The sequence below is a fragment of the Myxococcus guangdongensis genome (assembly GCF_024198255.1).
Lineage (GTDB): Bacteria > Myxococcota > Myxococcia > Myxococcales > Myxococcaceae > Myxococcus > Myxococcus guangdongensis.
This window is the reverse complement of the sequence record NZ_JAJVKW010000023.1, coordinates 127,023-150,552: the sequence shown is the minus strand read 5'-3', so window position 1 is coordinate 150,552 and position 23,530 is coordinate 127,023. Positions and strand designations below refer to the sequence as shown.

Sequence of the window (23,530 nt, the reverse complement as noted above, 5' to 3'; positions counted from 1 at the left end):
TTCATGGAGGAGGTTCTCTCGGAAGTGCGAACGCTCGACATCCACCGAGAGGACTCCTTCCGTAGATTGGTCCCGCTACTCCCATCGGGTCCGTAAAGGGATCGCCGATGACGATCGTTGGTTTAGGGCTCCTCCCTCGTCACGCCCACCATCGAGTCAGTCGGCGTCGACTCTTTTGACGAAATCGAGGACTGCGACGGCGAGTCGGTCGGGGGCTTCGAGGGCGGCGTAGTGGCCGACTCCCTCGAGGATGACGGATTCGACGGCGCTGGCAGCTGCCTGCGACATGGTGTTGTACGTGAACTGGCCGCCCCCCGCACCGACGGCGAGAACTGGGACAGTCAGGCGTGCGGTGTTCGCGAGGGCTTTGATTTCCGCGCCTTCGGCGAGGATGGACTGATAGAGGCCGATAGCGCCGCGGAAGCCATTGGGGCGCGAGTACGTGCGCACGAATTCATCGATGTCTGTGTCGGTAATGGAGCCCGGTACTACAGTCATGGATGGGAAGGCGAACTGGCTGATGAATGCGCGCTCCCGACCCGTCAGAAGCATCTCGGTGATGCCAGGAGAGGCGAGAACACCGATGTGCCAACTGCCTCCGTGGGTGATGTCTGCCAGCATCTCGAGGCCGAAGCCGGGGAGCCCCATCTCGATGGCAGTGAAACTGAGAACGTCTTTGGGGTGGGTGGTCGCCAGGCGGAAGACCGTTGCGCCGGCGAAGTCCTGCCCGGTGAGGTGCACGGGCCCTACGGCCAGATGGTTGATGAGGGCGTGGAGGTCCTCGGCCGAGGTCTTGCTGTCGTAGTCGCCCTCCGCGTTGCTGGAGTCGCCCATTCCGCGGAGGTCAACGGCGAACACCCGATGTGTCGTGGCGAGCAGCGGAATCAGCTTGTGGAACGCCCACCAGGACTCGGGAAAGCCATGGACGAGGAGGATAGGGGAGCCGGTGGCGCCGGCCGACACGTAGTGCAACTGGGTTCCATTGACGTCGACCTGGTGGTGGGTGATGCCGGGCAGGGTGGCGCCGGCGGGTTTCGTGGTAGCCATGGGAGCTCCCGGATTGCGAGAAGGGTGTTGTCCATCAGCATGGGCAGCCTGGGTGTTCTTACAGGCTGCGGTGCGATGGGGAGTACCTACCCTCCAGGCGTGACAAGGGAGTGTCAGGAATCATCCGGTCCGCGCTGTTTCAGACGCCGAGTCGCGCGCGAGTCGCGGCCAGCGCCTGGATGAGCGCTTCGCGCAGGATGCTGGCCAGTTGGGCCACGGTCTCGCTCGGCTCCCGCTCGGCTCTGAGCAGGAAGACCGGAGTGCTTCCGCGCGCCGGCAGGCCTGACGCGCCGGGCTCCAGCACTGTCAGCGTCCTGGGCAGGCCGAAGGCTGTTCGTAGCGTCACCCCAGCCCCGCCTCGGCCGCCGCCCACAGGCCCGCGAGGCTCGCGCTCGCGAAGGCGATTCGCCAGGCGATGCCCTTCCGGTCGAGCGCGGCGGTGCAGGCCTCGCGGAACACGCACGGCGCCTCGAAGGCGATGAGCGGCAGCGGCTGGCCGCCGAGGCTGCCCTGGCGTTCCCAGCCCGGCTGACCAATTCAGACGAGCGGCAGCTCCGCGATGCGTTCACTGCATCCCCGCGAGCCAGCGCTCCAGGCGAGCGCGAGGTCGAGCTTGCCGGGTTGGACGTCCTGGCCGGGCTGAGGTTCCAGGCCGGGAAGAGGGGCCTCGCGTGGACTCGTGATGCCGTTCAGGTCGCGGCATTCCACGTCGCCATCCCGGCGGGTGGAGGGAACACCGGCGCTCCTGGATGACATCCTGAAGCCGCGCGACTGAAGGGGCCACCGGATGCGGCGGTCTCCGGCCTCCCTCGGGCTGCTTTTCAGGGGACCTGCATCGGCCGGTTTTGGGTCACCACTGAGGCGAGGCGTTAGTCATCCCCCTGATTGGCGCAACCACACTCCTCTCGCACGTTTTTGAATGCGCCCTTGACGGCGTCTTCAACTTCTTGTTCGTCGCGGAAGTCGTCCATTCTGGGATTCTTGGCGCGGAAACGCTTGAGTGCCTCGTCGCGCACCATGTCCTTCATTCCTGAGTGATTGTCTCTCACTTCGTCGCAGTTCTCACATCGCTCCAGTGCCTCCAGCTCAATGGCAATCGTCGTCGCGGTGTTGCGCAGTCCTTCCTGTCGATACATCTCTTGGCTGGTGGAACTCATTGGGCTCTCAGTGTTGGTGGGTTGCCAGGCGCGATTCTGGCACTTGTTCGGGAAGTCGTGCCAGTCGTGAGACTGGCGTCACGATTTTTCATGCGGCGAGCCTCATTTGCGAGCTGCCGCGACTTCGCGGGCCAGTGCGACGAACGCCGTGTGCGCGGCCGAGGAGTTGCGCCGGCCAGGGTAGTAGAGGCAGAGCCGAGCGAGCTCCGGCGTCCAGTCCTCGAGCACGCGAACGAGGCGTCCCGCTTCGATGTCGCCTCGCACGTCCGGCTCCATGAAGAAGCCGAGTCCGATGCCCTCCAGGACGGCGGTCCGCGAGAGGCTGGCCTCGTCCAGCGTGATGGGCCCCGTCACGTCGATCAGGGCCGTCTGCCCCCGCTTGCGGAGCTCCCACCGGAAGAGGCTGCCGTTCGGCAAGCGCACCCGGATACACCGATGACGGAAGAGGTCCGACGGGACGCGTGGCCGACCGTGCTTCTTCAGGTACGCCGGCGAAGCGACGATGGCGTGGCGTTGGGGCTCCCCCAGCGGAATGGCAATCATGTCGGTGGGCACGAGGTTCGCCATCCGCACGCCGAAGTCGAACCCCTCGGCGACGACGTCGACCAGCCGGCCTTCGGTCACGACGTCGACATGCACGTCCGGATGGCGGCGGAGGTACTCCAGCACCAAGGGCGCGAGGATCTCGCGCGCCGCAGTCGCGAATGTGTTGATGCGCAGCATGCCGGACGGCTTTGCCTGCTGGGAGCGAGCCGCGTCCATGGCGCCGCGGATGTCCGCGAGTCCCGGAGCCACCTGCTCGACGAACGCTCTGCCGGCGTCGGTCAGCGAGACGCTGCGCGTCGTGCGGTTGAAGAGGCGGACTCCAAGATGTGCTTCGAGCTTCGCGATCGCGCTGCTCATCGCCGTCGTCGACATCTCGAGATCGAGGGCCGCGCCGCGAAACGAGCTCCTGCGAGCGACGGCGAGGACGGCATCGAGATCATTCAGTCCGGGTTGATACATCGATAGTCCTGTAGTTCGGGATGGCGCATCCTGCTTTGTCCCTATTGAGCGGTCAATCACGCGGGCTTACTTCTTGGGTCATGACAATGCACCCATGCATTCGAGCCTATTTCGACGCGGGCAGTGCCACGCCGCTCCACGCCTTCGAGCCCGATGCCGTTGTCGAGGATGAGGGACATCGGCATGTCGGGCATGCGGCCATCGATGAATGGTGGCGTGAATCTCAGGTGAAGTACCAGGCCGTCGCGCTGCCGCTCGAGGTGAACGCGAAGGGCGATGCCTGCGCGGTTCGCGCGAGAGTGACGGGCCAGTTTCCCGGCAGTCCCATCACGCTCACCTTCGAGTTCCGGATGAAGGGCGAGCGGATCTCGGCTTTGAGCATCGGCGCGTGAGCCGTGATGCCCATTTCAACCCTGTGGAAGGAGATGACGTGATGAGAGAGCTAGAGGGGAAGCGCGCGCTCGTGACGGGCGGAACGAAGGGCATCGGCAAGGCGGTGGTCGCATGGCTGCGCGAGGCCGGCGCGACGGTGCTGACGACCGCGCGGGAGGGGACGGGCGAGGGCTTCATCGCCGCCGATGTCGCCACGGCCGAGGGCTGCGAGCGCGTCGTGAAGGCCGCCGGAGCAGTGGACATCCTGGTCCACGTCGTGGGTGGAACGTCGGCCCCGGCGGGCGGCTTCTCCGTCCTCGACGACGACGCGTGGCAGAAGACGATCGACCTGAACCTGATGGCGGCGGTGCGTCTGGACCGGGCACTGGTCCCCGGAATGCGCGAGCGCCGGACCGGCGCGGTCGTGCACGTGACGTCGATCCAGCGGCAGATGCCGCTTCATGAAGCGACGACCGCGTATGCCTCGGCCAAGGCCGCGCTCTCGAACTACAGCAAGGCGCTCTCGAAGGAGGTCGCGCCGCAGGGCGTGCGCGTGAATCGCGTGTCACCGGGCTGGGTCGAGACCGAGGCCTCCGTCGGATTCATGAGCGAGATCGCGGCGAAGAACGGCACCGACGAGGCGGGCGCGAAGGAGCTCGTGATGCGCTCGCTCGGCGGAATCCCTCTCGGGCGCCCCGCGCGTCCGGCCGAGGTCGCCGAGCTGATCGGGTTTCTCGTCTCGGACCGGGCGAGCGCGATCACCGGGGCGGAGTACGTCATCGACGGCGGGACGGTGCCCGTGAGCTAGCACGCTGCTGGAAGACTCCGGTGCGGGGACGACCTCCCGCACCGGAGCAGGGGCTCCTGACCTGGTGAATCAGGAGCCTCCAGACGACAAGGGCAACCCCACCGTCGGTTTCCACGGCGAGAAGAGAAGCAACGCCGCGCATGTGTCCACGCCTGACTCGGAGTCGAGGCTGGCGCGCAGAGGATGCCGGGTATGACGTGCAGTGCTTCGTGGACGGGTACAACACCGAGCACCGACACTCCGCCATCCGCTTCGTCACGCCCGACGACAGGCACTTCGGTCGCGAAGCTGCGCTCCTTGCTCGACGCCGAGCCCGTCACCCCGAGCGATGGAGCCGCGTCACGCGCAACTGGACGCCAGCAGGCCCGGTCCGTCTCGGCCCCGCTACCTTGACGCTCACCGCTCACCGCTCATGCTCCGGTCCGCGAGTGTGCCTGGGCTTCAGGTGAGACGCCGTGTGAACGGCGGCACCGAGCGCGAACTCCCAGCTCGGAACAGCGAGGCCGGCCATGGGGGCGTGCCCCACGACCGGCCTTGCTCCTCGGCGTGTCGACGCGGCCCTACCGCAGGGGCACGCGCTTGAGCCTGAAGGGCGAGGGGCTCTCGCTCATCGTGAAGTAGCTCGCGCCGTTGGCCTCGTACTCGAGCGCCTCACCCTGGCCCTCGGCGGTGTCGGTCAGCGCGACGGGCGTCGCGAAGACGGCGGACTCGAAGCCAAGTCCCGGTGTCGCACGGAACTCGTAGACAGTGCGGTAGGTGCGAAGGAGGAAGCGATCCGCGCAGGGGTGGATCGCCGCCGCGGTCGCGGCCGAGAAGTTGGCGTCTCCGTTCAGCGGCAGCTGGATGGTGTGGACGTGGATCAGCGTGGCCTGCACACCCGGCGTCAGCGGCCGGGGGAACTTGTACACGCCGCTCTTCCCCGAGGCCCCGTCCTTGGTGACGACGTAGATGTCCCCGGTGGTGGGGTGCACCATCAGCGACTCCGCGTCCTTCGAGCCGTCCGGATAGACGAATGGGAAGGCCTCGGCGACGAGCCCCCCCGAGGTCTGGCCGTTGGCGAGATCCGGCTCGGGCACGCGGTAGATGGTGAACGACGTGGGGCTGCCACCCGGAGGGAAGTTGGCGCTCCACTTCCCGATGTCACCGATGAAGATGCACGAGCCGCTCGGGCAGGGCCCGGTCGCGAGGTCCTCCCAGTCGGCCGGCGTCACGTTGGTCACGTTGAACGTTCCGAGGGTGCTCGCGTTGAGGGTGTTGATCGCGACGATGGCGGTGGTGTCCTCGTTGTGCACGTAGAGCGCGTTGCCGACCACGCGGCTCGCGGCCAGGCCCGAGGGCTCCACGATTTGCGGCGCGGTCACGGTGCCCTGGAGCGTGAAGGTGGTCGCGTACGTGTCGCCGACCACGCAGGAGGGGGCGTTGGCGGCGCGCAGGACGACGACGTGCGCGGTGTTGGTCTGCACGAACGCGGAGCTGCCGGAGAGGCCCGTCTGGAGACCCGGCGCGGTGAGCGACCGGTAGGCCGCATTGAAGAGCAGTCCGTTGGCGTGACCCAGGCACGCGTCGAAGGCCTCGGTGAAGCCGAGCGGCGGCTCGATGCCGGTGGCAGGGCAGGTGGCGTCCGGCCAGACCTGTGAGCCGTACCAGACGGCGAGCCCACCCGCGCTGCCGGTCACCACGTCGGGCACGGTGAACGACGCGGAGTCGCCGTTCTTCTGGCCCGCGTGCACGTCGATGGGCTGGACCGGATCGACGCCGCTGAAGGCCTCCACGCTCCCCGCCATGTGGGTGGTCGCGTCCAGTCCGAACGTGTAGCTCGCGGGCTCGGAGGCGCCCGCGACGCGGTAGAAGATCCAGGTGCGGATGGCAAAGGCGCTCTGCTCCGAGCGCAGGAACGTCCAGCCGGCGGGCGGCGTGACGGTCGCGGAGATGTTGTTGCGCACACTCACCCGCGCGATGAGCGCGTCGTTGGCCGCGGTCCCCGTCGGCTTGGGGATCGACAGCGAAGCGAGCGACAGGCCGCTGTGGCGCGAGCTCCCACGCAACGCGACCCCCGAGGGCGGTGCGACCTCGGCGCGGCGAAGGGCGACGACCTGCGCGACGTTGGTCTCGGCGAACGTCGAGCTCCCGTTGAACGGTCTCTGGAGGCCGGCACCGGCGAGGGGCATGAAGGCGGCGTTGAAGACGAGGCCCTGGGACGAGGACACCAGGCAGGTGTCGTAGGTCTCGGCGAAGCCCACGGGGGGCTCGATCGCCGAGGTCGGACACGCGGCGCCGGTCCACGCCTGCGCGCCGAACCAGACGGCGGCCCCGCCCGCGCTCGAGGTGCTCAGCTGCGGCGTCGTGAAGGCCGTCGAGCCGCTGTTGCTCTTGCCGGCGTGCGTGTCGATGGGGTTGGTCGGGTTGACGCCGGCATACGCCACGAGGTTGCCGACGAGGTAGCTCGCGAGGGAGCTCTGGAACGTGTGGCTGGCGGGCTCGCTGGCGGTGGCGACGCGGACGAAGACCCAGCCGCGGATGCTCCAGCTACTCATGTCGGTGCGCACCAGCGTCCAACCCGCGGGCGGGGTCAGCTCGGCGCCGATCTGGTTCCGGTTCGCGAGGTGCGCCAGGAGCACGTGACCGGCGGCGACGCCCGTGGGGGTCGAGAGGGTCAGGCTGGTGACCGTCTTGCCGCTCGCGTGCGTGGTGCCGACGAGGGTGATCTCCTGGGTGGCCGGCGGCTGGAGGGGACGCAGCACCACCGCGTGCGTGATGTTGGTGTTGGGGAGCGTGGAGCTGCCGGTGAAGGCGGGCTGGGCACCCGCGGCCCCGAGCTGCGAGGTGGCGGCGCTGTGCAGCATGCCGCGCGACGACGAGACGAGGCAGGTGTCGAGCTGTTCGGTGAAGCCCGCCGGAGGGGTGTGGACCGCGGGGCACGCGGTGCCTCCCCAGACCTGGGCCGAGAACCACACTGCGAGGCCGTTCGCGGACGACGTGGTGGCGGCGGGCAGCGCGAGGCTCGCGCTGTTGCCATTCTTCTGGCCCACGTGCACGTCGATCGGCTGGAGCGGATCCGCGCCCGACACCGCGACCAGGGTGGCCGCCATGGAGCTGGCGAGGTCGAGGGTGAAGGTGTGACTGCTCGGCTCGGCCGCGCTGGCCACGCGGAGGAAGAGCCAGGACCGAATGGCCGAGGCGCTCTGCTCGGAGCGCAGCAGCGTCCAGCCAGCGGGTGGGGTGGCGAGGGCGGTGACGGCCTCGCGATTGCTCAGCTGCACCACCAGCACATCTCCGGCGGCCGTACCGACGGGGGTGGGGATGGAGAGGGTGGTGGCGGCCAGGGCGCTCGCGCTGGTGGTTCCTCGCACGGAGAGCGTGGAGAGGCCCTGGGCCGTCGTCACATCCTGTACGTCGTCGGGCTGCGCGAGCTCAGTCGTTTCGCAGGCGGCCATCAGCAGGGCGGCCGCGAGCCACAGACTTCGGAATGGAGTCATGGTGTTTCAGTCGGGGTGTCGACGCACCGGACTGGAGGTCCGGGAATCGGCCATGTGAAGGACCCTGATGTGCGAAGCGCAATCGACTGTCATGGCACGGGAAATTTGCCGTGAAATGGTTGGGATCGTCGGGTGTCATCGAAAGAAGGTGGCAGTCCTGTCCATGCGGTCACGCGGAGTTCTTGGAGAACGAGAAGCCCAAGGATTTCTGCGCGCGATACAAGGGCCGGAGGTCGGTCTGCACCCCGAGGGGTGGGCCTCCAGGCAAGCCTCGTGAGCGTGGCTGTGACAGGCTCGTGACGTACGCCTGTGTCAGGGAAGTTGTTTGATGCCTGGGCTGGAGGAACTCATGGACCCATAGGGTGAGGGTCCCGGAGCGGCAACAGGTCGAAGCCGCATAGCTGGGGTGGCGCCGACAGGGTCCACCGGGTGTTGTGATGGGCGCCAGAGCCTTGCGCATGCCCGCCCCTGAGGAGTCGGCGAAGACGCCCAGCGGGATGGTGCGCCGTAGTAGCACCGTTCACCCCTGTGAGCTCTTCAATGCCGCGACAGCCTCGTCGAGGGCTTCCACCTGCCTCGTGAAGTCGGTCCGCATCTTCTCGACGCGGTCGATGATCTTCTCGGCGCTCGAGCGCGAGGTTTCGGCCCACGTCTTGAGTTGTTCCAAGTTCTCGGCCTGCTTTTCGACCGCGCGCGTGGCTTTCTGAATGACGTCGACTGCGTCCGACAGCTCCGCCTTCTCCTTTGTCTCGGCCACCGCGAGCGCGCGGCAAGTGGAGATGGCCGCCTTCAAGAAGACATCGGTGGAGGTGTCCTCTGCGTCCCACACCACCAGGATGCGGCTGCCGTAGCGGCTGAATGTGGGCACACCGTCGGGGGCAACGGCCTTGCCGTAGACGAAGACTCCGATCTGCGCCTCTCGATTCGTCAGTGCCTCTTCGAGCTCTTGTAGGGCCGCTTTCATCGTCACACCTGCCTTGTCCTTCGCCTCGAACACGATACGAGCGCCGGGTGCCTGCGACTCCTCGCTCAGTGTAAGGACAAAGTCGCCCGCCTTCTTGTGCTTGATCGTCCCAGGGGTGGCTCCGGTTGCTTCCAGCACATCTCCGGCACTTCCGGCCTCTTTGGCGAGGTACTCGCCAAGCGCGGCCTCGAACGTCTTCCCGTGCTCAGGCGTCTTCGCATCGTGCTGCCTCTTCTTCTGGAGGCTCTCCACCGCGAGCAGCACCGCTTGCTGGAAGTCGGTGTTGCGCTTTTGCATCTCCGAGAGGGAGCCCATGAGCTCGCGCTTCATTCGGAAGAGGGCGCTTTCTTCATCGTCCAGGGTCAGGTTCTTCTCGATGTGGTCATTTGCCTGCGCGAGCAGCTTCGACATCTTCGAGAGCGCCGACTGTTCATTCTCGGTGGTAAATTCGTCCGCGATGCGCTTCTGCGCCCGGTCTACCTGGGCCACGAGCCGGGTGAGCGCACCGTCCTCGTTGTCGAGGCTGAACTCCCTCACGACTTCGCCCACCTGGCCTTTAAGTTCGCTCGTGAGTTCCGCCTGACGCGCTTTCAGCTCATTTACGAGCCGCGAGAGCGCAGAGTCCTTCGCATCGAGGGAGAACTGCTTCAAGATTTCGGTCCGCTGCGCCGCGAGCGCACCTTCCAGCGTCCTCTCCACCTGCGCCTTCAGCCCAGTAGCATCTGTCGGTGAGAGTAGCTTGAAGATGGGGCTCCCTTCCCCAAGGTGACGCGCCAGACTCTTTGCCAGCACCGAGTCTTCGCCACCCACGTGCGCTTGGAGGAGGCGGTCCAACTCGCCATCCTTGCGCAGAATGCCCTGGAACCGCTCCTGCAACGCGCCTGTCTTCGGGTCCAGATAGCTTGAGAGTGACTGTGCCAGCGCGCCGGTGAGCTCCTGCCCGCGCGCGGTGAGGAGCTCCTTCACGTCCGAGAGCAGCTTCGCTCCCGCCTCCTTCATCGCCGCGGCATCCAGCTGACCCGCGGCGCTCCGCAGGGCCAGCACTCCGATGCGGATCGCATTCAGCGCGTACGCGGTCCGATCCTCTGGTGCCTTGAGCCTGTACAGCTCGGCGAGGACATCGACATCGACCACATTCAGCCGCAGCTCGATGGCTGCCGGACGGTGCTCGTTCTTCGCGCGTCGGCTAGCCGGTGACGGCGCGTCGGCAGGTGGATGAGCGAAAGTGGCGGGACCGAAGTCAGTGGAGGTGTCGTCTGAAGAAGTAACGGCAGAGGTGGCGAGGTCCATGGAGGTTCCTATTAGCGTGAGGGGCTTCGAACTTCGGAGGGCTACAGCGCTGCGGGTCTGTGCAGCGGGGCTTCTGAGAGGGGGGCGTCCGCTCCTTGATGGCGTCGTCAGTTGAGGACGGTGCCGATAGGAAATGGGGCGCCGAGTCGATCGGCAGTGCGGGGGCGGTCTACGCAGCCCTTTCGTCGAGCTTCTTTGTCACCTGTGCACTGAGCACGAGTGCGGGCTTGCGGAGGCGAGACTCGGTTGCGGAGTCCTCGGCAGGGCCGGTGGCGAAGACACCCGAGCCCAGGCGCAGGGCATTCATGAGCTAGGGCTCCTCCACACGCTCCTGCTCAATCAGGGCGAGGTTGGCAGCTGTCTTCGGGCGGTCGTTCATGGCGAAAGGCCGCCAAAGCAGCCGGCGTGCCAACGCCCGCGACGCCACGCAACGGGTTGGGACGGGAGGGAAGGTGCGGAAGCCTGAGGGCAGGGCACAGGCCATCGCGTATGCGCAGTTACCGCGAGGTAACATTATCTACGGAGCCGTCGACGCCCATTGGGGCGCGAGAGGCTGCGTTACGGGGTTACGCGAGCGTGGTGCTTCAGCAGCCGCTCTGCGGCCTCGAGGCGGTTGTCCATCGTCTGGCGGCTGTTCAGGCCCAGGAGTGCGGCGGCGCGGGACTTGTTCTTGCCGCACTGCTCAAGCGCCTTCTGGATATAGGCCGCCTCTACTGAGGCGAGCAGCATGGGGAGCTCAAAGCCCTCGGGGAGGGGACCGTCGGGGTCGAGGGCGAGACGGTTCTTCTTTGCGCCGGGGCGGATGGCGGCGCCGGCCACTACCTCATCGATGAGCGGGCCGGGCGTTAGCATCGCGCAGCGCTTCAACGTGTTGAGCAGTTCGCGGACGTTGCCCGGCCAGGAGTGTCCGAGGAGGAGGGGTCTTGCGCCGGTGGAGAGTTCCTTCGAGGGAAGCCCCACTTTCTGGAGGTCCTCGTTTGTTCTGCGCATGAGGACGTCGATGAGTTCGCCTATGTCCCCTGTGCGCTCGCGGAGCGGCGGAAGGAAAAGCGTCCCGACGGCAAGCCGGTAGTAGAGATCCTCCCGGAACTGACCGCAGGCGACCTGGTCGAGCAGATTCCTATGGGTCGCCGCGATGATGCGCACGTCGATGGTCTCCTCTTTGGTACCGCCAACCGAGCGGACCTTTCCGACCTCGAGCACGCGGAGGAGCTTCACCTGGGCTTCGAGGGGCAGCTCTCCCACTTCGTCCAAGAAGAGGGTGCCGCCGTTCGCGGTGCGAAAGGCGCCGGGCTTCTTCTCCTGGGCGCCGGTGAAGGCGCCCTTTTCGTGGCCGAAAAGCTCGGACTCGATGAGCTCTTTCGCCAGCGCGCCGCAGTTGAGAGGGAGGTACGGGCCAGTCCGCCTCGGGCTTCCGGCGTGGATGGCGGAGGCGAACATCTCCTTGCCCGTTCCAGTTTCACCCTCAATTAGCACGGGGTATGGGGGCCCTGCGGCGTACAGCCGCGCTTGATCGAGCGCGGCGCGAATTGCTGCCGACGTGCCGCGGATATCCTTGAACGCGGAGGAGGGAGGCGCCCTGTCCCCGAGTACTTGCTCAAGAGAGGGGGCGTCGGCGCGTAGCACCTCGGGGAGGAACTCGGCGGCCAGATTGAAGGGCACCGGCACTTCGACGAGCTGCTGCGACTCCTTTGCGACAGCGACGAGCGTCGCCGGGTAGCGGCTCTTTCCGACGAGGAGCCACACCGCGCCCATAGCTTCTGTGCCACTGTTCAGGAGGAAGTGTAGGCGGGTGTGCGGGCCATGGCGCTCCAGCGTCTCGCGGATGGCGGCGAGGGCGCCCCGGTAGATGCTCTCGTAGTCGACCGGGGATTTGAGCTGATGGTGGCAGAGGCGCAGCTCGGCGCGGGCCCTCGGCTTCAGCGTGGTCGCGAGCCATTCCTCGGCGTCCTTCTTCTTCAGGTCGTTCACGATGACGACCTCGTCAAAGGTGATGGACCTTGAGCTCACTGCGGCGGCGAGCCGGCTCACCTTGCCGGGAGCGTCGCGAGCTGCTTCATGGTCGTCCTTCCCAATCCACGCTAGGAGGATGTTCCGCATCCACCGGAGCGTAACATGGGTCACGCTCTGGTAAGAGCGATTACTCTCGGGCTAGAGCGCGGGCTACGACGCTCCGCTGCGCGCCATGGGGCCGTTCATGGTCGGCACGGGAGCTGCTATCGAGCGGGAGGACGGATGCGGGCTCCCGGAGACTCGGGCGAAGGCCGCCATTTCGCACTGGAACGCATCGCGTATGCTACGCCCGGCTTTTTAGGGGCCTCAGTGCCTCTACAGGAATCGCAAGCTCATGCTGACCGGAGAACTTCGTAACCGCATCAATGCCATCTGGGACGTCATCTACGCGGGAGGCATCTCCAATCCGATGACGGTGGTGGAGCAGCTCACCTACCTCTTCTTCATGAAGCGGCTCGACACCGAGCACACGCGCGAGGAGGCGAAGGCAGCGACGCTCAAGAAGGAGATGGAGCGTCGCATCTTCCCGAAGGGGAAAGACAAGAGCGGCACGCCGTACGAGCAGTACCGCTGGTCGAAGTTCAAGAACCTCGACCCCTCGTCAATGTTCAAGCTCGTCTCTACGCAGGTGTTCCCGTGGCTCCAGACGCTAGGGGGCGAGGCGTCCACGTACGCGGAGTACATGAAGGACGCGCGGTTTCAATTCCCCACTCCCGCGCTCTTTGCCAAGGTGGTGGACATGGTCAGCGAGCTGCCGCTCGATGACAAAGACACTAAGGGGGACCTCTATGAGTACATGCTCGGGAAGCTCGCCGCGGCAGGGCAGAACGGGCAGTTCCGGACGCCCAGGCACATCATCCGGCTGATGGTGGACCTCGTCGCTCCCACGCCGAAGGACATAATCGTTGACCCTGCGTGCGGCACCTGCGGCTTTCTCGTGGGCGCGGCGGAGTACCTCAAGAAGACGCACCCCGCGCTCTTCAAGGACTCGTCGCTCAAGAAGCACTTCCACGAGAACATGTTCCATGGGTTCGACTTTGACCCAACCATGCTGCGCATCGGCAGCATGAACATGATGCTTCACGGTATCGAGAACCCGGACGTCCACTACCGAGACTCCTTGTCGCAGGACCACGCGGACGCGGTGGAGCGCTACACTCTGGTGCTGGCGAATCCACCGTTCGCGGGAAGCCTAGACGCTGAAGGAGTGGCTAAGGACCTCCAGCAGGTGGTGAAGACCCGGAAGACGGAGCTCCTCTTTCTTGCGCTCGTCCTCAAGATGCTGAAGTCCGGTGGACGCGCGGCGGTCATTGTGCCAGAGGGAGTGCTGTTCGGGTCGTCAAAGGCTCACCAGCAGATCCGAAAGATGCTCGTCGAGGAGCAAAAGCTGGATGCAGTCATCTCGCTGCCCTCGGGCGTGTTCAAGCCGTATGCGGGCGTTTCGACGGCGATCATCATTTTCACGAAGACGAACTCGGGCGGAACCGACCACGTCTGGTTCTACGACCTAGAGGCGGACGGCTGGAGCCTCGATGACAAACGGCAGCCGCTGCTCCCCGATGAGAAACTGGGACAGAAGCCGAAGGCGAAGCTCTCGGAGGAGGAGCACGCGAAGAACAACCTGCCGGATGTGCTTCAGCGTTGGGCACAGCGGACGAAGGCCGAGCGGAAGAATCCGCACTCTGCGCAGAGCTTCACGGTCGCGATGGCGGACATTGTCGCGAAAGACTACGCGCTCAACCTAAACGCGTACCGAGAAACCGTCGCGCAAGAGAAGTGTCTCCGTCCTCCGAGGGAGATTCTGAAAGAACTCGTTGCCGACGAGGAATCCATCCAGAACGATCTCGCGTCTCTTCTGACGGAGGTCAAATGAACGTCCCAGTCGTTCCTTTGCGAGACGTATTGGTTCCGGCACCTGTTGTGCGCGCAGGTGAGCGTCAGCTTCCCATTTTGTCGATGACCATGCACCACGGGTTGGTCAATCAAGATCTGAAGTTCAAGAAACGTGTCGCGAGTGCGAACACAGCGCAGTACAAAGTGGTGCGCGGGGATCAACTTGTCGTCGGCTTTCCGATCGACGAAGGGGTGCTTGCGTTTCAGAAGTTGCACGCTGAAGCAATCGTCAGTCCTGCATACGACGTGTGGGATGTATGCCGTCGTGAGACGGTCGACGAGCGTTATCTTGAGCGCTTCCTGCGCTCACCAGTGGCGCTCGCCTATTACAAGGCGAAGTTGCAGGGCACGACTGCTCGTCGCCGCACCTTGCCAGATCAAGTATTCCTTTCATTGGGCGTAAGGTTGCCACTGATTGGTGAGCAGCGCCGCATCGCCGACATCCTCGACCGCGCCGATGCGTTACGTAGTAAGCGCCGAGATACACTCACGGGGCTTGGTGAGCTGAGCCATTCGATATTTCACCACATGTTCGGTCAGTACCTCCAGCGTCCGGCTGTGACCACGGACTCTGCGCAAGAACCGCTTCCGCAAGGATGGCGAAGGGCCAAGTTGAGTGCTGTTGCTCGGCTAGCTACAGGGCACACACCGAGCCGGCGCAAGCCCGAGTACTGGGGCGGAGGTATTCCTTGGCTCAGCCTCACAGACATCCGGCGCGCAGACGGTACGGTGATCAAGGCGACAGGTGAGAGTGTCACCCAAGATGGAATCGACAATTCCTCGTCGGTGGTCTTGCCAGAAGGAACCGTCTGTTTCTCGCGTACCGCTTCGGTGGGATTCGTGACGGTGATGGGGATGTCGATGGCGACGTCGCAAGACTTCGTGAACTGGGTGTGCGGGCCTGAGTTGACTCCGCGATACCTGATGGCGTGCTTCATCGCCTCCAGGGAGCCTCTCCGTGCGATAAGTGCGGGGTCAACGCACCGGACAATCTACTTTCCTACTGTTGAGCGCTTTCATGTAGTCGTTCCCCCGTTGGAACTCCAGCGCGAGTTCGCCGCCTGCATGGAAGTTATTGACAAGATGAAGGCCCAATATCAGTCACACCTCAAGAAACTCGACGAACTCTTTGCGTCGCTACAGCACCGCGCCTTCCACTGCGGGCTTTGAGTACCATTTTCCTCTTCTATCCGAGGACACACCGCACATGAGCCAGTTCCAATTCCTGAAAGCGGAGTGGCCGCTGCCGTTCGAAGCGGCTAGAAAGGCAGAGGAGTTTGCGCATCCGGACCCGCGAACGGCCTGCTTTTACGCACGGCGTTCCCTGGAACTCCTCGTCCAGTGGCTCTATAAGCACGACTCTAGCTTCGGGATGCCGTACAGCAATCAGCTCTCATCGCTGCTTCACACGCCCAAGTTCCGCAGTACGCTGGGAGATACGCTCTTCGCCAAGGCGAAACTCGTTGTCTCATTAGGCAACAACGCCGTGCATAGCACGCGGCCGGTGTCGCTATACGACAGCATCCGCGCGGTCCGTGAGCTCTTTCACCTCGCCTACTGGGTGGTGCGCACATACGCGCAAGGCGACCGGCCGCACCCGAGCCTCGTCCTCGACGAGTCGAAGCTGCCGAAGGAGAACGAGGCGCACCGGCAGACCGCCGCGGAGCTTCTGGCGTTCGAGGCGAAGCTCCGGGAGAAGGATGAGAAGCTGACGGAGCTCCTTCTCAGCAAATCCGAGCTTGATGCGGAGTTGGTCCAACTGCGCGAGGAAGTTGCGTGGGCGAAGGCGGTTAATCAGAAGAAGCCGGACACGCATGACTATGGCGAGGCGGAGACACGCTCGGCCCTCATCGACTTTCTTCTCTCTGAGGCGGGGTGGACGGCCCGCGTGACGGGCAAGGACATCGAGTTCCCGGTGAATGGAATGCCGAACGCCTCGGGCGAGGGGCTCGTCGACTATGTGCTGTGGGGCGATGACGGAAAGCCGCTCGCGCTGGTGGAAGCAAAGCGAACCACGAAAGATGCCCTCGCGGGTCAGCAGCAGGCGACGCTTTACGCGGACTGCCTCGAGAAGCAGTTCAGCCAGCGTCCGGTCATCTTCTGCTCGAACGGCTACGAGCACTTCCTTTGGAATGACACCTACGACCCCCAACGGTCGGTACAGGGCTTCTACAGGAAGGATGAGTTGGAGCTCCTCATCCAGCGCCGAACCGTGCGGAAGGAACTCCGCCACGCGCCGGTGAAGACAGCCATCGTTGAGCGCTACTACCAGGACCGCGCCATCCGCAAAGTCGCGGAGGACTTCGAGGCGAAGTCGCGAAAGGCGCTACTCGTCATGGCCACCGGCTCGGGGAAGACGCGCACCGTTATCGCGCTCACCGAGCTCCTCATGCGCTGCAACTGGGCCAAGCGCGTGCTGTTCCTCGCGGACAGAAAAGCCCTGGTGAAGCAGGCGGCGAGGGAGTTTACGAAGCACCTGCCCGACTCACCTCCGGTGAATCTGCTCACCAACCCCGAGGGGAGCGGCCGCGTCTATGTCTCCACATACCCTACAATGATGGGGCTCATCGAAGAGCGGGCGGGCGGAACGCGTCGTTTCGGTGTCGGGTACTTCGACCTCGTCGTCATCGACGAGGCGCACCGGTCAGTGTTCCAGAAGTACCGAGCCATCTTTGAGTACTTCGATGCGCTGCTCATCGGACTCACCGCCACGCCGAAGGCGGAAATCGACCGGAATACCTACGACCTTTTCGACCTTGAGAAGGGTGTCCCCACAGACGCGTATGACCTCGACCAGGCAGTGAAGGACGGCTACCTCGTCCCCATGAGGGGCATCGCCATTCGGGAGAAGTTCCTCCAGCACGGCATCACCTACGATGAGCTTTCGGAGGAGGAGCAGGAGAAATGGGATGCGCTTGAGTGGGATGAGGGCGGGCCGCCCGCCTTCGTCGACAAGGAAGCGCTTAACAGCTGGCTCTTCAACATCGACACCGTGGACAAGGTGCTTGAGCACCTCATGTCGAAGGGCTTGAAGGTGTCGGGCGGGGATGTGCTCGGGAAGACCATCATTTTTGCGAAGAATCGGCAGCACGCCCGCTTCATCGAGGAGCGCTTCAACGCGAACTACCCCGAGCTGAAAGGGAAGTGCGCGCGCGTCATCACCCACGGCGTGGACTACGTGGACACCCTCATCGACGAATTCAGCAAGCAGGACTCAGAGCTTCGCATCGCTATCTCGGTGGACATGCTGGACACCGGCATCGACGTGCCGGAAGTCGTGAATCTTGTCTTCTTCAAGATGGTGCGCTCGAAGACGAAGTTCTGGCAGATGCTCGGGCGGGGCACGCGGCTTTGCAAGGACCTCTTCGGCCCCGGCCAGGACAAGGCGTTCTTCTACCTGTTCGACTGGTGCGGAAACCTCGAGTTCTTCCGCGAGAATCCGCCGACTGACGAGGGCTCGCTCGGCGACAGCGTAAAGAGGCGCGTTTTCGTCACCCGCGCGCGGCTGGTACGCGCGCTGGACGACGTCCCGAGCTCGCTCAAGCCTGAGCAGCGCGAGGCGCTTCGTGCCATTCGTGACGAGGCGGCGGAGCTGCTTCGGCGGGAGGTGGAAGCGATGAACGTGGAGAACTTTATCGTCCGCCCTAAACGAAAGCTCGTGGAGCAGTACAAGGACAGCAATGCATGGGCGGCCCTGCCGGATGAAAAGCTCTCGGAAGTGTGCAAGGAGGTGGCGGGCTTGCCATCCGCCACTGAGTCTGAACCCGAGGAGACGCGGCGCTTCGATGTGCTGCTCCTCAACCTCCAGCTCTCGGTTCTCCGGGCCGAGCCGCGGTTCAAGTCGCTGAAGCTCAAAGTGCAAGAGGTGGCGCAGGCGCTGACGGAACTCTCCGCCATCCCGATGGTGGCGTCTGAGATGTCGCTTATTCAGGATGTGGCTGGAGACGAGTGGTGGCGGGATGTGACAGTGCCGATGCTGGAGCAGGTGCGACAGAAGATCCGGCTTCTGGTTCGCTTCATCGAGAAGAGTAAGCGCACCATTCTCATTACTAACTTCGAGACGGAGGTTGGAGGCGAGGAGGAGATGCAGGTCGGCGGGAGCCTTCCTTCGACGGACCTGGAGCAGGTACGGCGCAAGGCGCGCGCCTTTCTCACTGTACGGCAGGACCATGTCTCGGTGCAGAAGCTCAAGCGTGCGGTGCCGCTGTCGCCGACGGACCTACAGGAACTCGAGAAGATGCTGGTCGAGAACGGTGTCGCGCGGGCGGAAGATTTGCAGCGCGCGGCTGGCAAGGGCTTAGGACTTTTCATCCGTTCCCTGGTGGGCCTTGATTCCGTGGCCGTCCGCGAGGCGTTCAGCAAGTTCATCTCGGGCAGCGCCTTCACGGCGCGCCAGCATGAATTCATTGAACTCGTCATTGAACACCTGACGTACTCCGGCTCGGTTAATCCATCGCTCCTCTATGAGTCGCCGTTCAGCGAGCTTGCGCCAGAGGGGCCGCAGACGCTGTTTAGTGAGGCGCAAGTCTCGGAACTCATCTCTGTCATTGAACGGGTGAATTCAACGGCGGTGGCTGCATGACGAAGAAGGCGAAGCGGAAGCAAGCCGCATTCCAAGTGAACCTCGTCCGCGGCCTCATGAATGAATTCCTCACTTCAGGAGAGAGCCACGCCGTTGCGCAGATGCATGTGGGCGCGCTCCTGTTCTTCAAGTGGCTTAGCGACGACAACGATTCGTCAGATGCAGAACGCGTGACTCCAGCGGCAGCCCTCCCTCCAAGGTATCGGTGGGACGCCTTGCGCGCGATGTCGGATGACCAGTTCGGTTCGACGTTCCTTGAACGCATCGTCCCTTACCTCGCGAGCTATGCCGAAGGGCGGACCGTCCGCGCATTCTTCGCTCAGAGGTTTGCGACGCCTCGTGACGTCGCGGCCATCGGCCGCGCGCGGGGGCGGCTCGCCCATGTGCTGCTCACCAAGTTGTCGCTCGCGGAGCGCCAGTCGGTGATGGAGGGACTGGTCTCGTCTGAGTACGTGGGTTGGTCGCCCATCGTTGAGACCTCCGCACCATTGAGACAAATCATCTCAGCATTTGTAAAGCCCACATCAGGGAATCGCGTTCTGGACCTCGGCTGTGGCACTGGTGCACTGCTTGGCGACGCGCTTGTGGCCGCTTCTGCGGACGGGTTCGCTCCGGGCTCACTAGAGGTCCACGGCATCGATGTGTCCGAATCCGCAGTGACGTTCGCCCGACTCAGGCTCGCGCTGCTCGGCGCGCCAAATGCGGAGTTGCGAGTGGGGGATGTCGGCGACATTAGTTTTCAGGACTGGATCGCCGATCAGAAATTTGACGTCGTTTTGGCCGATGTGCCGTTCAGCAGCACGGTCAACGGTCTCGCGTTCGGCGCGCCAGATGAGACGGTCCGCTTCCCATCGAATAGCGCAGAAGTCGTGTTTTCAATCCTCGCGGCTGAAGCCCTTTCTAACAATGGCGTCGCTGCTGTCGTGGTTCCGTACGGCTTCCTGTTTTCGCTCAACATGGGGATGAGAATCGTTCGGGAACGCCTCGTCCGCGAATATGGGCTTCGGCGAGTCATTGGTCTCTCGCCCGGATTTCTTGGCGGACCAGCGGTGAAGCCGGCGGTTCTTATTTTCCACGGCCGAGCAGCCCCTCCATTTGGAAACATCTGGTTCCACCAATGGAGAACCTCGAGTCGCAGTTCTCCGGGTTCTACTGAGATTGACGCGGCGATTTCGCGCTGGAAGGAAGCAGAAGGCGAAGGATACATTTCGGACGAGAGTTTCACAGTTGAGTTGGAACTTCTTGGCCGCGATGCGTACGTCCTTGAGCCTGAGCATTATGCACCGAAGCGAGAGGTGCAGCTCCGTCCCTGGCCCCAGATGCAGACTGACGCTGCGGCTGCGCTCGAATGCACAGACAAGTTGATGATGGAACTCGGACCACCGGTGTACAAGGAAGTCCGACTAACGCCGCTCCACACGTTGTTAAAACGGTCGCGTGGCGCTGCGGCCAGGGAAGACGACCCCGCCGGTCTGTTCGTTACGCCAGCGGACATTGAGCCCTTCACGGGCAGCCTTCGACGCCGCCGCAGCGCCGCAGAGGCCGCAGACCGCTCCAGCACCATCCCGTTCGCTGCTGGCGATATTCTGTTTCTCCGGCTGAATCCCGGACTCGGCAAGGTGCTCGTCGCGGACTCGCACGGAGTTGCGTCGTCCGATTTCATCGTCTTTCAGTTGCTTCCTGGCGTGAGTGTTTCAGCTCGATACATTGCAGCAGTGTTGCGGTCTGAGCCATTTCGTCGTGAAATGGAACGCGCCGCGCATGGACTGACATTGAAGCGTGTCACTAGTGATGAGGTGCTGTTCTCCGTGGTGCCCATTCCCGCAGATCATCATCAGGTGATTGAAAAGATATCGAGGCTAAGCGAGCTGCAAGCGAGTGTCGCGAGGCTCTCGACGCTTGTGAGCGAGATGTCCACCGCAGAGTGGGAAGTGCTGTTTAAGGCGGGAGGCTTTTCGTCCGATGCTTAGAGGGATTTCTGTTGGTGGGTTCAAAGCCTTTCGTGACGCGCAGAGCGTACCATTTCGGCCGCTTACGTTGGTGTTTGGCCCAAATAGCGCCGGGAAGTCGAGCATCATCCACGCACTGGCGTACCTGCATGAGGCAGCTGCCACTGGGCGGTACGACGTAAATCACACAAAGCTCGGAGGGCAAGTGATTGACCTCGGAGGCTACCCTCAGTTTGTTTATCGCCGGGAGGCGATGGGAAGGGTTCAGATTGAAATCACGTTCGACGCAAGCCCGCCCCTCGCTGCGCATCTGGGAGTGAATGTCCGGACGCCAATTGCTGTGGAGTTTGTGGTTGGTGCCATGTTTGCTAACCAACGGGAGTTGCCGTCGGATTCGGCCCGAATGGATACGCCTTATTGTGGCGTTGCCGGAATCCGCGTTTCGGTGGATGGGAAGGTGGCGCTTCGCATCGCTCGACGGGAACGCGGCGATTTCCGTCTCTTCGACCTGTCGGGTGATGATGTATGGCCAAGTCTTGCGGCTCACCTTGAGTCCAGAGTCAAGCGGATTTCTGATGTCTTGGAGTACTTGGAACCGCTTATCCGGATTCACGGTGACGAGCTTGTGCCGACGTCGGTCAGCATCGGGCTGCCCGTCCGTGGGAAGAGAAGCACCAGCGAAAAGGGTTCAGTGAAGCTCATCCCAGCGAAGTTCACTGATGAGTCGAAATTGCTTTGCCAAGCGCTCGGAACGTTTTTCTCGCTGCTGGGCGAGAGTGTCCGTGATGCGTTGTCCCAAACGCAGTATCTTGGACCACTTCGAACCTATCCGCCTCGTCTACTCGGAAATGTCATCGAGGAGACGGACGTGGCCGGAGGGGCCTATGCTTGGCGCGTTCTGGCCACAGATGAAGGCGTGCGCACGCGTGTCAACCGCTGGCTCCGCGAGGATGGGGCACTGCGCACGCACTACGAACTCGTCGTGCAACATCTTGTACCCGCAGAACGCATAAATCTTCCCCTTAAACACCTGCTGACGAACTGGAATGTCGAGGATTCAAATCCGACTGAGGAGGAGCTGAACGCATTCGCGACGAAGGCTCAGGACCCGGACTACACCGAGCAGGAACTGACGAAGCTGGTGAACACTTTCGTTGAAGGATTAAGGTCGAATGCAGGTGGCGGGTTGCCGTCGCTGGGCCTCTTCGATCGCAACTCGCAGACGCTGGTCGGCCATCGCGATGTCGGCATTGGCATTAGTCAAGTCTTGCCAGTCCTGGTTTCTGCATTCGGATCTCGTGACGCACTGGTCGCTATAGAGCAGCCGGAATTGCACGTGCACCCAGCCCTCCAATCGGAGCTTGCCGATGCTTTCATCGAGGGAGCTCTGGAACGTGGCAATACGTTCGTGCTTGAAACGCACAGCGAGCACTTGGTGCTTCGCGTGTTGCGGCGTATCCGAGAGGGGAAACATGTCACCTCGGGCAGAGCACTTCGGCCAAGTGATGTTGCGATATTGTACGTAGAGCCCGGAGAACGGGGTTCGCGAGTGATTGAAATACCCATTCGCGAAGACGGTGAGTTTGGTGGTCCGTGGCCGCGCGGCTTCTTCGCCGAGCGTGTCCGGGAGTTGCTGTGATCCACGAGTTCGCGGTTGAGCCGGAGCTTCTGAGGCGGTGGACTAGTCGCCAGGCGCTCGCGTTTTTTGTACAGACCGTGGGTTTGGGGACGCCGCGAGTGCTTGCGGCATTACCCTCTGCTGTGGAATGGCGTCGGGCTGCGCTAAAGGACCTTGATAGCCTTTCTCAAAACGATCAGCTGCGACTCACGACTCTTGTTGAACATCTATCTCGGTTGACCAGCCTTCGCACCCCCATAAACGTTGATCCGTTGAAATGGCCCTCCAGTGCGCTCGCCGAGCATGCCCGCCGATCACTTCAGCCGATTATTTGTGTCGAGGCGGGTGGCGCTGCATGCACGGAGGACGTAATCTGGGACGATCTTCCGCCGTGGAAGGCGAGCATGTCGCGGGTTGTTTCGCGAGATCCGGACGCACTCGTGAATATGCTTGGTCCGCTGCTTCGCGCGGCGAAGGAGTTCGTCCTGGTGGACCCACATTTCGAGCCTCGGCGCAGCGGCGCGGGCGACTGGTTCACCGCCACACTAGAGCGCATCGTCTCCGCTGTGGTGGCCCAGCGCGCTGATGCCGAGAAGCCGGGGCGCATCGAAGTCCTAACGGGTAGAGAAGTTGATGGCCAAGCGTTGCACCAGTCGTTGGATTCGGTTCTTCCGTCTGGAACCAGGGTCAAAGTTGTTCGCTACTGGTCGGCTGCTGGAGGTGACAAGGATCACAATCGCTACATTCTCACCGAACTGGGAGGGGTGGGCGTCATCACAGGACTGGACGTTGGCGGGGCTTCCGAGAAGTTGAAACACACCGATGATCTTCATGTGCTTTCGCGTGAGATGTATGAGAAGCGTTATGCACAGTATGTCTGGCGAAATACAAATGATTTCGAATTCAAAGACGTCACGACCCTTGTCGGTGTGCGAGGGTTGGCGAGTACTGTAAGCGAGGGCGACGACCAGCGCCGGCGAGGTGCTGGAGTCAAAAACGCTGCTATCCGACGACGTGGGCCAAGATGAGGTTGTGTGGCAGCTAGAGGGCAGGGAGCGGTGGCGAGTTGCGCAGCTTCTTCACCTTCAAACTCTGGGACACCGGGGAGGGTTGCCATCATGCTCGGCAACGTAATGTTTCTGTTGGCGAGTAGCCCTGGATTGAGAGTGCTCGGTAGCCGCGCATGCCCTTGAGATTGGTCGAGTGTGCGTGCGCCCCAGTCAAACTATGGACGAGGGCAGAAATCCAGAGTGTGGATGTGTGTTTTGATTCGGCTGAGCCCGGGAGATTCGTGGATCCGCATCATCTCGACGGATGCACACCATGGGCATCCAGCTCATGCCGTGTGACTCCGTT

At 63.3% G+C, this 23,530-nt stretch carries 15 protein-coding genes and 2 pseudogenes; 10 read left to right on the top strand and 7 right to left on the bottom strand.

Going from position 1 to position 23,530, the window contains the following annotated elements; all coding sequences use genetic code 11:
- Positions 1–156 precede the first annotated feature (156 nt).
- From LXT21_RS42345 to LXT21_RS42330, 4 genes are all read right to left on the bottom strand, one after another.
- Positions 157–1,047, bottom strand: a complete 891-nt coding sequence (locus LXT21_RS42345) for an alpha/beta fold hydrolase (protein ID WP_254043930.1) — start codon at positions 1,045–1,047, stop codon at positions 157–159.
- A gap of 139 nt (positions 1,048–1,186) precedes the next feature.
- Positions 1,187–1,393, bottom strand: coding sequence for a hypothetical protein (locus LXT21_RS42340; RefSeq protein WP_254043929.1), 207 nt, complete (start codon positions 1,391–1,393; stop codon positions 1,187–1,189).
- 523 nt (positions 1,394–1,916) lie between these two features.
- A complete protein-coding gene (locus LXT21_RS42335) occupies positions 1,917–2,204 on the bottom strand; it encodes a hypothetical protein (protein ID WP_254043928.1) in 288 nt (95 codons plus the stop codon).
- 102 nt (positions 2,205–2,306) lie between these two features.
- The gene (locus tag LXT21_RS42330) at positions 2,307–3,209 is read right to left on the bottom strand and encodes a LysR family transcriptional regulator (RefSeq protein ID WP_254043927.1); all 903 of its coding nucleotides are present in this window, start codon (positions 3,207–3,209) and stop codon (positions 2,307–2,309) included.
- Between the two features lie 20 nt (positions 3,210–3,229).
- Here LXT21_RS42330 and LXT21_RS42325 point away from each other — a divergent pair, with 20 nt between their 5' ends.
- The 3 genes and pseudogenes from LXT21_RS42325 to LXT21_RS42310 form a co-directional block, all read left to right on the top strand.
- Complete coding sequence (locus LXT21_RS42325) at positions 3,230–3,601, top strand: nuclear transport factor 2 family protein (protein WP_254043926.1); 372 nt, start codon at positions 3,230–3,232, stop codon at positions 3,599–3,601.
- Positions 3,598–4,389 carry an SDR family oxidoreductase gene (locus tag LXT21_RS42320; RefSeq protein WP_254043925.1) on the top strand — a complete coding sequence of 264 codons (792 nt, stop codon included), beginning with the start codon at positions 3,598–3,600 and terminating at the stop codon, positions 4,387–4,389. The genes LXT21_RS42325 and LXT21_RS42320 overlap by 4 nt, the downstream gene beginning before the upstream one ends.
- A gap of 197 nt (positions 4,390–4,586) precedes the next feature.
- Positions 4,587–4,838: pseudogene (locus LXT21_RS42310) on the top strand (hypothetical protein); the annotation flags it as partial.
- A gap of 111 nt (positions 4,839–4,949) precedes the next feature.
- Here the strand turns inward: LXT21_RS42310 and LXT21_RS42305 are convergent.
- The 3 genes from LXT21_RS42305 to LXT21_RS42295 form a co-directional block, all read right to left on the bottom strand.
- On the bottom strand, positions 4,950–7,865 hold the full coding sequence (locus LXT21_RS42305) for a cell wall anchor protein (RefSeq protein ID WP_254043924.1): 2,916 nt from the start codon (positions 7,863–7,865) through the stop codon (positions 4,950–4,952).
- 520 nt (positions 7,866–8,385) lie between these two features.
- On the bottom strand, positions 8,386–10,119 hold the full coding sequence (locus LXT21_RS42300; RefSeq protein ID WP_254043923.1) for a hypothetical protein: 1,734 nt from the start codon (positions 10,117–10,119) through the stop codon (positions 8,386–8,388).
- A 558-nt stretch (positions 10,120–10,677) separates the two neighbouring features.
- Positions 10,678–12,219, bottom strand: a complete 1,542-nt coding sequence (locus tag LXT21_RS42295; protein ID WP_254043922.1) for a sigma-54 interaction domain-containing protein — start codon at positions 12,217–12,219, stop codon at positions 10,678–10,680.
- Between the two features lie 247 nt (positions 12,220–12,466).
- Between LXT21_RS42295 and LXT21_RS42290 the strand changes: the two genes are divergently transcribed.
- From LXT21_RS42290 to LXT21_RS42265, 7 genes and pseudogenes are all read left to right on the top strand, one after another.
- The gene (locus LXT21_RS42290) at positions 12,467–14,005 is read left to right on the top strand and encodes a type I restriction-modification system subunit M (protein ID WP_254043921.1); all 1,539 of its coding nucleotides are present in this window, start codon (positions 12,467–12,469) and stop codon (positions 14,003–14,005) included.
- Positions 14,002–15,195, top strand: a complete 1,194-nt coding sequence (locus LXT21_RS42285; RefSeq protein ID WP_254043920.1) for a restriction endonuclease subunit S — start codon at positions 14,002–14,004, stop codon at positions 15,193–15,195. The genes LXT21_RS42290 and LXT21_RS42285 overlap by 4 nt, the downstream gene beginning before the upstream one ends.
- A gap of 37 nt (positions 15,196–15,232) precedes the next feature.
- Positions 15,233–18,607: a DEAD/DEAH box helicase family protein gene (locus tag LXT21_RS42280; RefSeq protein ID WP_254043919.1), complete on the top strand. Its 3,375-nt coding sequence runs from the start codon at positions 15,233–15,235 to the stop codon at positions 18,605–18,607.
- Entirely contained in the window at positions 18,604–20,577 is a 1,974-nt protein-coding gene (locus tag LXT21_RS42275) for an N-6 DNA methylase (protein ID WP_254043918.1), read from the top strand. The genes LXT21_RS42280 and LXT21_RS42275 overlap by 4 nt, the downstream gene beginning before the upstream one ends.
- Positions 20,570–20,689 (top strand): annotated as a pseudogene (locus LXT21_RS45730) (AAA family ATPase); the annotation flags it as partial. The gene LXT21_RS42275 and the pseudogene LXT21_RS45730, both read left to right, overlap by 8 nt.
- Positions 20,690–20,761: 72 nt before the next feature.
- Positions 20,762–22,195, top strand: a complete 1,434-nt coding sequence (locus tag LXT21_RS42270; protein ID WP_254043917.1) for an AAA family ATPase — start codon at positions 20,762–20,764, stop codon at positions 22,193–22,195.
- Positions 22,192–23,202 carry a hypothetical protein gene (locus tag LXT21_RS42265; RefSeq protein WP_254043916.1) on the top strand — a complete coding sequence of 337 codons (1,011 nt, stop codon included), beginning with the start codon at positions 22,192–22,194 and terminating at the stop codon, positions 23,200–23,202. Before LXT21_RS42270 ends, LXT21_RS42265 begins: the two co-directional genes overlap by 4 nt.
- The last annotated feature ends 328 nt before the right edge of the window (positions 23,203–23,530 follow it).

What these genes read in the sequence shown, in the direction of transcription:
- LXT21_RS42300 (WP_254043923.1), bottom strand. Translation starts at nt 10,119, where the DNA reads ATGGACCTCGCCACCTCTGCCGTTACTTCTTCAGACGACACCTCCACT.
- LXT21_RS42290 (WP_254043921.1), top strand. Translation starts at nt 12,467, where the DNA reads ATGCTGACCGGAGAACTTCGTAACCGCATCAATGCCATCTGGGACGTC.
- LXT21_RS42335 (WP_254043928.1), bottom strand. Translation starts at nt 2,204, where the DNA reads ATGAGTTCCACCAGCCAAGAGATGTATCGACAGGAAGGACTGCGCAAC.
- LXT21_RS42275 (WP_254043918.1), top strand. Translation starts at nt 18,604, where the DNA reads ATGACGAAGAAGGCGAAGCGGAAGCAAGCCGCATTCCAAGTGAACCTC.
- LXT21_RS42295 (WP_254043922.1), bottom strand. Translation starts at nt 12,219, where the DNA reads ATGCGGAACATCCTCCTAGCGTGGATTGGGAAGGACGACCATGAAGCA.
- LXT21_RS42325 (WP_254043926.1), top strand. Translation starts at nt 3,230, where the DNA reads ATGGCGCATCCTGCTTTGTCCCTATTGAGCGGTCAATCACGCGGGCTT.
- LXT21_RS42330 (WP_254043927.1), bottom strand. Translation starts at nt 3,209, where the DNA reads ATGTATCAACCCGGACTGAATGATCTCGATGCCGTCCTCGCCGTCGCT.
- LXT21_RS42280 (WP_254043919.1), top strand. Translation starts at nt 15,233, where the DNA reads ATGAGCCAGTTCCAATTCCTGAAAGCGGAGTGGCCGCTGCCGTTCGAA.
- LXT21_RS42345 (WP_254043930.1), bottom strand. Translation starts at nt 1,047, where the DNA reads ATGGCTACCACGAAACCCGCCGGCGCCACCCTGCCCGGCATCACCCAC.
- LXT21_RS42285 (WP_254043920.1), top strand. Translation starts at nt 14,002, where the DNA reads ATGAACGTCCCAGTCGTTCCTTTGCGAGACGTATTGGTTCCGGCACCT.
- LXT21_RS42305 (WP_254043924.1), bottom strand. Translation starts at nt 7,865, where the DNA reads ATGACTCCATTCCGAAGTCTGTGGCTCGCGGCCGCCCTGCTGATGGCC.